This is a genomic window from Pseudomonas sp., from assembly GCF_026224925.1.
In the GTDB taxonomy this organism is placed as follows: Bacteria; Pseudomonadota; Gammaproteobacteria; order Pseudomonadales; family Pseudomonadaceae; genus Aquipseudomonas.
Genome location: NZ_JAMFRV010000353.1, coordinates 1 through 9,959, shown reverse-complemented (window position 1 = coordinate 9,959; position 9,959 = coordinate 1). Strand labels below are relative to the sequence as shown.

The window sequence follows — 9,959 nt, the reverse complement described above, 5'->3', positions numbered from 1 at the left end:
CGCTCAATTCCTGGGGACGCGCCTGGATCAGGAGCTGAACAAGGTTTTTACATCATCGACGTCCTTGAACGACGCGACCACCTGATTCCAAAGGTAAGACTATGACGACTCAACGTTTCGCCCCTTACGCCATTAATGGCGACCAATACATCAACGGCACCTGGCGTACAGGTCGCTCCTTACGAAGACTGGACGACCGCAACCCCTTCAATGGCGAACAACTGCTGGAAATGCCCCTGGCGTCTATTGCCGACCTCGATGATGCCTATCAGGCTGCACATCGCGCGCAAACCGAGTGGGCACAACTGCATCCAACAGAGCGCAGTGCACAGCTGGAAAAACTGGCTCACGTCATCCAGAACCGCAGTGAAGAAATCATCGACTGGTTGATCCGCGAGTCCGGCAGCACGCGCATCAAAGCGGGCATGGAATGGCAGCTCACCCTGAACCTTGTTCGTGAGTGCGCAACCTTGCCTATGCAGGTTGAAGGCCGGATCCTGACCAGCTACAAGCCCGGCGAACAGAGCTTTGTCTTCCGCGAACCATTGGGTGTGGTTGGTGTTATCAGTCCGTGGAACTTTCCCCTGTATCTGAGCATGCGTTCGGTAGTGCCGGCACTCGCGCTCGGTAACACTGTAGTGCTCAAGCCCGCCAGCGACACCGCTGTCACCGGTGGCCTGCTTATTGCGCATCTGTTCGAAGAAGCAGGCTTCCCCAATGGCTCGCTCAATGTCGTGGTCGGCGCGGGTTCGGAGATCGGTGATGCGTTCGTCGCACACCCGGTACCGAGCCTGATCTCCTTCACGGGTTCAACGGATGTAGGTCGTAACGTCGGCCGGATCGCTACCGGCGGCAAACACATCAAACGCGTTGCGCTGGAGCTGGGCGGCAACGCTCCGCTGGTGGTATTGGCTGATGCCGATATTGAAATAGCGGCGCATGCCGCTGTGGTCGGGCGCTTTCTGCATCAGGGCCAGATCTGCATGAGCGTCAACCGGGTGATCGTCGATCGCTCGCTTTACGCCGACTTCGCTGATCTGGTCGTGGAGCGGGTACGCAATCTCAAGACCGGCGACCCCGCCAACGCAGACACTGTGATTGGACCTGTGGTTAATCAGAACCAGCTCGATGGACTGCTGCGCAAGATCGACGTGGCCGAGAGCGCAGGCCTAAAGCGGCTTTGTGGAGGCGACGCATCCGGACTGGTACTGCCTGCCCACGTATTCGGTGAGGTGGGCGCCGATCAGGAGCTGGCGCGCGATGAAACCTTCGGGCCATTGCTGCCGCTGCTGATCGCAGAAAACGAAGCTCATGCCCTAGAGTTGGCTAACGCCAGCGAGTATGGCCTGTCCAGCGCGGTGTTCACCCGGGACATGGCCCGCGGCTTGAACTTTGCCCGTGGCATTGTGGCTGGGATGACCCACATCAACGACATCACCGTCGACGATCAGCCTAACGCTCCATTCGGCGGTGAAAAGAATTCCGGCCTTGGACGCTTCAATGGCCACTATGCCCTGGATGAGTTCACCCGTGCCCACTGGGTAACCTGGCAACCCGGTGGCCATAACTACCCCTTCTGACCATTTACCAATACTGACCAATCAACAACAAAACAATAAAAAATAGAGGCGAAAAATGAACAATTTAGCCTGTGTGTCCACCGATCAAGTTGTTCGCTCTGACCGACTGATGAAGTGGAAAGAGTTCATGAGTGATCACCTGGGTCGCACGCCGGACTATATCAAACGCCTGGAGTCGACTGTCATCGACCCGTTGCATAACAGCAACTTTCAGGGGCGGCTTGAATATGGAGATTTAGGTCAGTTGCGTTTCTGCCGGATGACCGCCAGCGCGCATCGATACTCACGCCATCTGAGCAAAGCGGTCGACTCACTCGACACCCCGCGGATGTTGATACTTCAGATTGCTGGCGTCAGCCATTTCGAACAAGGTCGGCACAGCAGTGCATTAGCGCCTGACGAGATGCTATTAGTCGACAGCGGCCAGCCGTTCAACGTTACCAGCACCCAAGGCTGCGAACATTTCATCCTGCTTTTCCAAGGCTCAGCCGGACGACTGGCGGACGCGGGCGATATGCATATCAACGGTCGCAATGGACTGGGCCGAATGCTGATGCACCTGATCAGTGATGCTTACAGCCAATACCCCTTACTCAACAACAACTCGGCCGGACTGATCGGCGACAGTATCGTCGGCCTTTTGGATAACGTTCTGAAGAACAAACAGGAAGAAAAGCAACTCGAACACGACTTCCGCTTCTTCAAGCAGAACCGCCTCAAGGCGTATATCGAGCGGCATTTGGCCGACCGGGAGCTGAGCATCGAACGTATCGCCAATGCCGAGCAGTGCTCGGTGCGCAGCTTGCATCGCGCGTTCCAGGATGAGGTCGGTTGCAGCATCAGCGAATACATCTGGCAACGGCGCTTGTCGCGCTGCGCCGAAGATCTGCGCAACCGGGAACATGCCCATCGCTCGCTCACCGAGATTGCCTACGCTTGGGGCTATGGCAGCAGCTCTCACTTCAGCAGGCATTTCAAATCAGCGTTCGGCATGTCGCCCCGGCTATTCCGTGATACGGCGAGCGACATCAGAGTGAAACCGACCGCTGCGTGAGTCTGTTATTGCCGAAAAAACCATCCAAAAACAAAAAAGAGATCGAGGATGAAACATTCGATAGCGGGCAAAATGGTGATGACGCTCACACTCGTCATGCTTTGCGTTTCAATCACTGTTGCGACGCTCAACTACCAATTCACCTCCGCCGAGTTGAGCAATCAGCAGCGCAAGCAAGCCACTATCTTGCTTGAGCTTGCGGCCCAGTCCCTGCGTGATTCCCGCACGTCAGCAGCAGTAAGCCTTTTAGAGGTGTAGGAATAAGTGAATGTGCGCAGCTCCAGAACTCGGCCATTAAACGCAGATATGCAGACGCGGTGTGCCTGCTGAGCCCCAGGCGCATCAGATTAGCGTGAGCTGCAGCAGCAGAGCCTGCTGAGTCAGGCGATCCCTAATGCAGGTGCCTTTACTGCCACCAAGACGTGGTACTGGCCATTTATCGACTGTTCGAACACAAACTCATGGCTGGGACTTGTGCGCATGGTATTATGGTATACCATAAGACACGCAGACACCTTCCATCCTATACGGAGCAGCTCATGAGTTTCGAAATCCGCAAGATCGTCAGCTACGTCGAAGAAACCTTTATCGAAGGCGGCAAGGCCACCGATACACCTGTAACCATGGTCGGTCTCGCCGTAGTGATGAAGAACCCTTGGCTGGGCAACGGCTTTGTCGAAGACCTGAAGCCACAAATTCGCGCCAACTGCTCCGACCTCGGAGCACTGATGGTTGAACGTCTGCTGAGCATCATCGGCGGTGCCGAGAAGATCGAGGCTTACGGTAAAGCGGCCGTAGTGGGCGCCGATGGTGAAATCGAGCACGCCTCCGCCGTCATCCACACCCTGCGTTTTGGCAACCATTACCGCGAAGCGGTTAAAGCCAAGAGCTACTTGAGCTTTACCAACAAGCGCGGCGGTCCGGGCACCTCGATCCAGATTCCGATGATGCACAAGGACGATGAAGGTCTGCGTTCGCACTACATCACGTTGGAAATGAAGATCGAAGATGCACCACGTGCCGACGAAATCGTCGTAGTTCTGGGTTGCGCCGATGGCGGCCGCCTGCACCCACGTATAGGCAACCGTTACATCGACCTGGAAGAACTGGCTGCCGAAAAAGCTCAGTAATTCCGGTGAGAGCACCTACAACAAAAAGGCATGCAGGAGCGCTCCATGATTCGGCTCACCGCTGAACGCACCCCGGCTGGCACCAGTTACCTGGCGACCGGCCAAGGCCAGCCCGTGGTCTTGATCCACGGCGTGGGCCTGAACAAAGAAATGTGGGGCGGCCAAGTCGTTGGCTTGGCCACGAAATACCGCGTGATTGCCTACGACATGCTCGGCCATGGCGCCAGCCCACGCCCGCAAAGCGGTACTCCCCTGCTTGGCTATGCCAACCAGTTACTGGAGCTGCTCGACCACCTGCAATTGCCTCAGGCGACGGTGATCGGTTTTTCCATGGGTGGGCTGGTAGCACGGGCCTTTGCCTTGCATTACCCGCAACGCCTGCAAGGCATGGTGGTGCTCAACAGCGTGTTCAATCGCAGCGCCGAACAGCGCGCCGGTGTGATCGCCCGCACCAGTCAGGCGGCCGAGCACGGACCGGATGCCAACGCCGAAGCAGCACTGTCGCGCTGGTTCAGCCGCGAATACCAGGCAGCCAATCCAGCGCAGATTGCAGCCTTGCGCCAGACCTTGGCCGCCAATGACCCTCAGGGTTACCTGACCACCTATGAGCTGTTCGCGACCCAGGACATGTACCGCGCCGAAGACTTGGCCAGTATTCAAGTGCCGACCCTGATCGCCACCGGTGAACTGGATCCAGGCTCGACACCGCAAATGGCCATGCAATTGGCTGAGCGAATTCCCGGCGCGACAGTTGCCGTGCTCGCCGAGCAGCGACATATGATGCCCGTAGAATCGCCGCGCCTGGTCAACCAGCTGTTGCTGGAGTTTCTCGACACAGCGCACTCCCGACAAAACTCTATAAAGGGGATCGTTGCATGACACTCGCACGCTTCCAGATGTGCATCGGCGGTGAATGGGTCGATGCCCTTTCCGGCAAGACCTTTGAAAGCCTTAACCCGGCGCTGGCCCAAGCCTGGGCGCAATTGCCCGATGCGGATGAAGCCGACGTCGAGCGCGCTGTCCAAGCTGCGCAGACTGCCTTTGACAGCCCAGTTTGGCGCGGCCTGACCGCCACTGCTCGCGGTAAACTGCTGCGTCGCCTGGGCGATCTGATCGCTGACAACAAAGAACATCTGGCGCAGCTGGAAAGCCGCGACAACGGCAAGCTGATTCGCGAAACCCGTGGCCAGGTCAGCTACCTGCCGGAGTTCTTCCACTACTCCGCGGGCCTGGCGGACAAGCTCGAAGGCGGCACACTGCCGCTGGACAAGCCTGATCTGTTTGCCTACACGGTGCACGAAGCGATGGGCGTAGTCGCCGCGATCATTCCCTGGAACAGCCCGCTGTACCTGACCGCGATCAAACTGGCCCCCGCGCTGGCCGCGGGCAATACCATCGTGATCAAACCTTCGGAACACGCCTCGGCGACCATTCTCGAGCTCGCCCGCCTGGCGCTGGAAGCCGGCATTCCGCCGGGCGTGGTCAACGTTGTCACCGGTTACGGCCCAAGCACCGGCGCGGCCCTCACCCGTCATCCGCTGGTACGCAAAATTGCCTTCACCGGCGGTGCCGCCACAGCGCGGCATGTGGTGCGCAGCAGTGCTGAAAACTTTGCAAAACTGTCCCTAGAACTGGGGGGCAAATCACCGAACATCATTTTTGCCGACGCAGACCTCGACAGCGCGATCAATGGCGTCATCGCAGGGATCTACGCTGCCTCCGGTCAAAGCTGTGTCTCCGGTTCACGGCTGCTGGTGCAAGACGAAATCTACGATGAGTTCGTCGAGCGTCTGGTCGAGCGAGCCAAACGTATCCGCATCGGTAACCCGCAGGACGACACTAGCGAAATGGGCCCCATGGCCACTGCGCAGCAACTGGCGGTGGTCGAAGGCCTTGTCGCCGATGCAATCGCCGAAGGCGCACACCTGCGCCTGGGCGGTAAGCGTCCGCAGAATCTGGGCGAAGGCTGGTTTTACGAGCCGACCTTGTTCGAATGCGACAGCAATTCGATGAAGATCATGCAGGAAGAAGTGTTCGGTCCAGTGGCCTCGGTCATCCGTTTCAAGGATGAAGCCCACGCTCTGGCGATCGCCAATGACTCGCAATTTGGCCTCGCTGCTGGTATTTGGACCCGTGACTTGGGACGTGCCCACCGCCTCGCCCGGGACGTGCGCTCCGGGATCATTTGGGTCAATACCTACCGCGCCGTGTCGGCCATGGCGCCAATCGGCGGCTTCAAGAACAGCGGTTATGGACGCGAGAGTGGCATCGATTCGGTGCTGGCCTACACGGAGCTCAAAACAGTGTGGATAAACCTCTCCCAGGCACCGATACCCGACCCCTTCGTGATGCGTTAAGAGACCACCTACATAATCGAACTCAACATCTACAAAGACGTCATGAGCCCGTTTCCTTCCGGGGTCACGGTGGTCACCACCCCGGCCTGACGTTTTTCTTTCGGGCCGTGCAACGTCACCCCTGCGACTCCAGGAAGGGTTACCGAATACTGCAGGGGCCACTTCTGGGGCCGTGAGGGCTTGTCGCTTAAAGAACGCAGCATGATAAACTTGCCCATGATTTCAGCCCTCAATCGGCCGCACGAACTCAAGTTGCATGTACGCGGCGCCTGCCTAACGGGCTGAGTCGTGAAGCGTTCGCCGATGCCTCCAGTTAACCCCTTGGCTGTTTGATCTGACCGGAGCACGGATGGTCGTAATGATCGAAGTGCTCTTTTTGCATGGACAGCCACACTCAGAGCAGACCCCATGAAACGCCTGCCACTCGACGACAGCTTCAAGGTCAATCGCAACCCCGTTACCCTGCGCGAAATAGTGCTGGATAAACTGCGAAGCGCCATCATGAACTTCCAGCTTCTGCCGGGAGACCGTTTGGTCGAGCGCGATCTTTGCGATCGCCTGGGCGTCAGTCGCACATCCGTACGCGAAGCCTTGCGTCACCTAGAATCCGAAGGCCTGGTGGAGTTTGCCGACGCCAAGGGCCCGAGGGTTGCGATCATTACCCTGGCTGATGCCGGGGATATTTATGAATTGCGCTGCGTGCTCGAAGGCTTGATCGTCCAGCTGTTCACCCTGCGCGCCAAAGCCAAAGACATCAAGGCCCTGGAAAAAGCCCTCGAGGACAACCGCAAGGCCCTCAAGGACGGTGAGCTGCAACAGGTCATCGACTCGGTCCAAGGGTTTTATGACGTGCTGCTCGAAGGCTCCGGCAACCATGTAGCAGCCCTGCAATTGCGCCAGTTACAGGCGCGAATCAGCTACTTGCGCGCGACCTCGGTGTCCCAGGAAAACCGTCGCGGCGCGAGCAATCAGGAGATGGAACGGATCGTCGACGCGATCAAGAGCGGCGATCCTCTTGCGGCCCATCAGGCCTGCGTCGAACATGTGCGCGCCGCGGCGGCAGTCGCTCTGGAATACCTCAAGCGCAAACAGGAAGAAACGGGCGTGATCCCGCAAATCACCCTACCGATCGCACTTAAGGAGCCGCGCATAAGTCGTTGAACATGTTCAGCCCGAACTTTTGTCCAAAGTGCGGCAGCAATGATCCTGGTCATCAGCTGCCACCGGGCAATAAGCCGGGCATTCCAGACAAGAACAAGCGCACATCAATCAGTCAGCATAACCAAGTCGCGAAGCCCTACTCTGCTGCGCCTGCCCACGCGTCGCCAGGCAGTAATACAAAGGACAAGTCACCACCAACCCCACCAGCCACGACAGATCCGCACCTTCCACCAGATTGGCATACGGCCCGATATACAACGACGTATTGGCAAACGGCAGTTGCACAACAATCCCGATGAAATACGCAACGATCGCATGCAGATTGAACCGCCCATAAATCCCGCCATCCGCACGAAAGATCGAGGCAATGTCATAGCACCCGCGCTTGATCAGATAGAAGTCGATCAAGTTGATCGAAGCCCAAGGCACCAGCACCAGCAACAGCGCCAAAACCAGCCCGATGAACTGCGAGATAAAGTCCGCCGAAGCACTAAGCGCCACCACACAGCACCCCGCCAGCACCACACTCGACAACACCACACGCAGCTTGATGCTTGGCGTCCACTGGCTGGCGAAGGTCTGGATTGAAGTAATGATCGACAGCACTGCGCCATACAGATTCAAGGCGTTGTGGCTGATGATGTTGAGCAAGAACAACACCATCAGGATCGGCCCCAGCCAACCTGTGGATTGCTTCACCGCCACCATCGCTTCCGTGCCCGGCGGGGTTGCCAGCACCGCCACCGCGCCGAAGGAGAACGACAAAATGGTGCCCAGCGTCGCGCCCAGATACGTTGCAAAGAACGGACGGGCGATCCCGATATCCGCCGGCAGGTAACGCGAATAGTCCGACACATAAGCCGAGAAGCTGATCTGCCAGATGATGCCCAGCGATACCGTCGCCAGCCAGCCGGACACGTTGAAACCACCACGAGTGAAAAAGTCTGCCGGCAGATCATGGGCGAAGATGTAAAGGAAACCGGCGAGCAAGGCGCTGCCCATGACCCAGGTGCCAATGCGGTTAAGGATGTGAATGAAGCGGTAACCGATCACCCCGATTGCAGTGGCGCCAAATGCGCCGATAAGGATGCTCACCGGCACCGGAACCGAGGGGGCGATGCCGACAATCGACTTGCCAGCCAGCACGGTGTTGGAGATGAAAAAACCGATATAGATAATCGCCGCAAAGAACACGATCAGCAGCGCACCATAACGGCCGAACTGGCCGCGGCTCTGCACCATCTGCGGAATCCCCATGCGCGGGCCTTGGGCCGATGCAAGAGCAATCACCAGACCGCCGACCATGTGCCCGAGAGCAATCGCTATCAACCCCCAGAACAGGTTGAGATGGAACACTTGAATCACCATGGCGCCGGTGACGATGGGCAGTGGCGCAATGTTGGTGCTGAACCATAAGGTGAAAAGATCGCGAGCCTTCCCGTGGCGTTCCGCGAGTGGGACGTAATCGACCGTGTGGTTCTCGATCAGGGGGTCTTGCCGGGACATCTGCGACATATGCATGAACTCAAGTTTGTCTGATCTTATATTTGTATGAAGCCAAACCGGGGGTGCTCTTCGGCAGCCCCTCAGATGCGTACCATATTATGGTATTCCAACTTTTAAACAAGACTGATCCAGTCTTTTAGTATTCATCTGACCCGCGATTCTGACGTATGACTGTACGCACCGCCTAGCGTTAGGCCCCGTAATCATTGACTTTAAGACCAAAGGATCACGTTTGTCGGTCCGTAGAAAAAGCCATTGCAAACTACGTATTACGGTATACCATAATATCTATAAACTCATAAAAACCTATTTTACTACCAGAGGGACCGTCCCATGATCGATGCCGCCATCTACAAACAAGTGATGGGTTCGTTTCCTTCCGGGGTCACTGTGATCACCACGCTCGATGACGATGGGCAAATCGTCGGCCTGACCGCCAGCGCCTTCAGCTCGCTATCCATGGACCCGGCGCTGGTGCTGTTCTGCCCTAACTACAGCTCCGATTCCTACCCGGTACTGATCAAAAACAAACGCTTTGCCATTCATGTACTTTCTGGCGGCCAGCAAAGCGAGGCCTATGCCTTTGCGCGCAAAGGCAAAGACAAGGCACTAGGAATCGAGTGGACCCTTAGCGAGTTGGGCAACCCGATTCTGGCGAATGCCACAGCGGTCATCGAATGCGAGTTGTGGCGCGAGTATGAAGGGGGCGACCACGCAATCATGGTCGGCGCAGTGAAGAACCTGATCGTACCCCAGCAGATCGCCGGTCCATTGGTGTATTGCCATGGCAAGATGGGCGCCCTGCCCGTTCTCGCCTGATTCGATCAAATAGCAGCGGTGTAAAAACTCCGCTGCCATTCCTGCCTTACGTTCTAAAACGACTGACCAACTGATTCAACGTCTCGGACAACGTTGTCAGGTTCTTCGCATCCTGACGGGTGGAATCCGCAAGGCTGGCAACCAGTTGCGCATCACCGTGAATCTGGCTGATGTGCCGATTGATATCTTCAGCCACCTGGTGCTGCTCCTCCGCTGCGGTGGCGATCTGCGTATTCATATCGCGGATCACGTCCACCGATTCGCGGATCAGCCCGAAGCTCGTCCGCGCCTCATTGATCGACACCACCGTCTCCTGTGATACCTCAAGACTGGCATGCATTTGCTTGCCCAT

9 protein-coding genes and 3 pseudogenes are annotated in these 9,959 nt (G+C 57.3%); 10 read left to right on the top strand and 2 right to left on the bottom strand.

Annotated features, from left to right (window positions below; genetic code table 11):
• Nucleotides 1-101: 101 nt before the first annotated feature.
• The 9 genes and pseudogenes from M0974_RS15445 to M0974_RS15405 all read left to right on the top strand — a co-directional run bounded on the left by M0974_RS15445 (nt 102) and on the right by M0974_RS15405 (nt 7,282).
• On the top strand, nt 102-1,580 hold the full coding sequence (locus tag M0974_RS15445) for an aldehyde dehydrogenase family protein (RefSeq protein ID WP_297838330.1): 1,479 nt from the start codon (nt 102-104) through the stop codon (nt 1,578-1,580).
• A 55-nt stretch (nt 1,581-1,635) separates the two neighbouring features.
• Nucleotides 1,636-2,634, top strand: a complete 999-nt coding sequence (locus M0974_RS15440; protein WP_297838327.1) for a helix-turn-helix domain-containing protein — start codon at nt 1,636-1,638, stop codon at nt 2,632-2,634.
• A 48-nt stretch (nt 2,635-2,682) separates the two neighbouring features.
• A complete protein-coding gene (locus M0974_RS15435; protein WP_297838324.1) occupies nt 2,683-2,892 on the top strand; it encodes a hypothetical protein in 210 nt (69 codons plus the stop codon).
• 281 nt (nt 2,893-3,173) lie between these two features.
• On the top strand, nt 3,174-3,764 hold the full coding sequence (locus M0974_RS15430; RefSeq protein ID WP_297838321.1) for an amino acid synthesis family protein: 591 nt from the start codon (nt 3,174-3,176) through the stop codon (nt 3,762-3,764).
• A gap of 45 nt (nt 3,765-3,809) precedes the next feature.
• Complete coding sequence (locus M0974_RS15425) at nt 3,810-4,643, top strand: alpha/beta fold hydrolase (protein WP_297838318.1); 834 nt, start codon at nt 3,810-3,812, stop codon at nt 4,641-4,643.
• Nucleotides 4,640-6,121, top strand: a complete 1,482-nt coding sequence (locus M0974_RS15420; RefSeq protein ID WP_297838315.1) for an aldehyde dehydrogenase — start codon at nt 4,640-4,642, stop codon at nt 6,119-6,121. Before M0974_RS15425 ends, M0974_RS15420 begins: the two co-directional genes overlap by 4 nt.
• 12 nt (nt 6,122-6,133) lie before the next feature.
• Nucleotides 6,134-6,202 (top strand): annotated as a pseudogene (locus M0974_RS15415) (flavin reductase); the annotation flags it as partial.
• Between the two features lie 57 nt (nt 6,203-6,259).
• Nucleotides 6,260-6,391 (top strand): annotated as a pseudogene (locus M0974_RS15410) (carboxymuconolactone decarboxylase family protein); the annotation flags it as partial.
• Nucleotides 6,392-6,529: 138 nt separating this feature from the next.
• A complete protein-coding gene (locus M0974_RS15405; RefSeq protein WP_297838312.1) occupies nt 6,530-7,282 on the top strand; it encodes a GntR family transcriptional regulator in 753 nt (250 codons plus the stop codon).
• Between the two features lie 108 nt (nt 7,283-7,390).
• On the opposite strand, the gene M0974_RS15400 is transcribed toward M0974_RS15405, so the two are convergent.
• Nucleotides 7,391-8,797, bottom strand: a complete 1,407-nt coding sequence (locus tag M0974_RS15400; RefSeq protein WP_297838308.1) for a cytosine permease — start codon at nt 8,795-8,797, stop codon at nt 7,391-7,393.
• Between the two features lie 324 nt (nt 8,798-9,121).
• On the opposite strand from M0974_RS15400, the gene M0974_RS15395 reads away from it, so the two are divergent.
• Entirely contained in the window at nt 9,122-9,607 is a 486-nt protein-coding gene (locus M0974_RS15395) for a flavin reductase family protein (RefSeq protein WP_297838305.1), read from the top strand.
• Between the two features lie 46 nt (nt 9,608-9,653).
• On the opposite strand, the pseudogene M0974_RS15390 reads toward M0974_RS15395, so the two are convergent.
• Nucleotides 9,654-9,959, bottom strand: a pseudogene (locus M0974_RS15390) (chemotaxis protein); the annotation flags it as partial.

Coding starts and splice junctions, on each gene's coding strand:
- M0974_RS15445 (WP_297838330.1), top strand. CDS start 102: ATGACGACTCAACGTTTCGCCCCTTACGCCATTAATGGCGACCAATAC.
- M0974_RS15440 (WP_297838327.1), top strand. CDS start 1,636: ATGAACAATTTAGCCTGTGTGTCCACCGATCAAGTTGTTCGCTCTGAC.
- M0974_RS15435 (WP_297838324.1), top strand. CDS start 2,683: ATGAAACATTCGATAGCGGGCAAAATGGTGATGACGCTCACACTCGTC.
- M0974_RS15430 (WP_297838321.1), top strand. CDS start 3,174: ATGAGTTTCGAAATCCGCAAGATCGTCAGCTACGTCGAAGAAACCTTT.
- M0974_RS15425 (WP_297838318.1), top strand. CDS start 3,810: ATGATTCGGCTCACCGCTGAACGCACCCCGGCTGGCACCAGTTACCTG.
- M0974_RS15420 (WP_297838315.1), top strand. CDS start 4,640: ATGACACTCGCACGCTTCCAGATGTGCATCGGCGGTGAATGGGTCGAT.
- M0974_RS15405 (WP_297838312.1), top strand. CDS start 6,530: ATGAAACGCCTGCCACTCGACGACAGCTTCAAGGTCAATCGCAACCCC.
- M0974_RS15400 (WP_297838308.1), bottom strand. CDS start 8,797: ATGTCGCAGATGTCCCGGCAAGACCCCCTGATCGAGAACCACACGGTC.
- M0974_RS15395 (WP_297838305.1), top strand. CDS start 9,122: ATGATCGATGCCGCCATCTACAAACAAGTGATGGGTTCGTTTCCTTCC.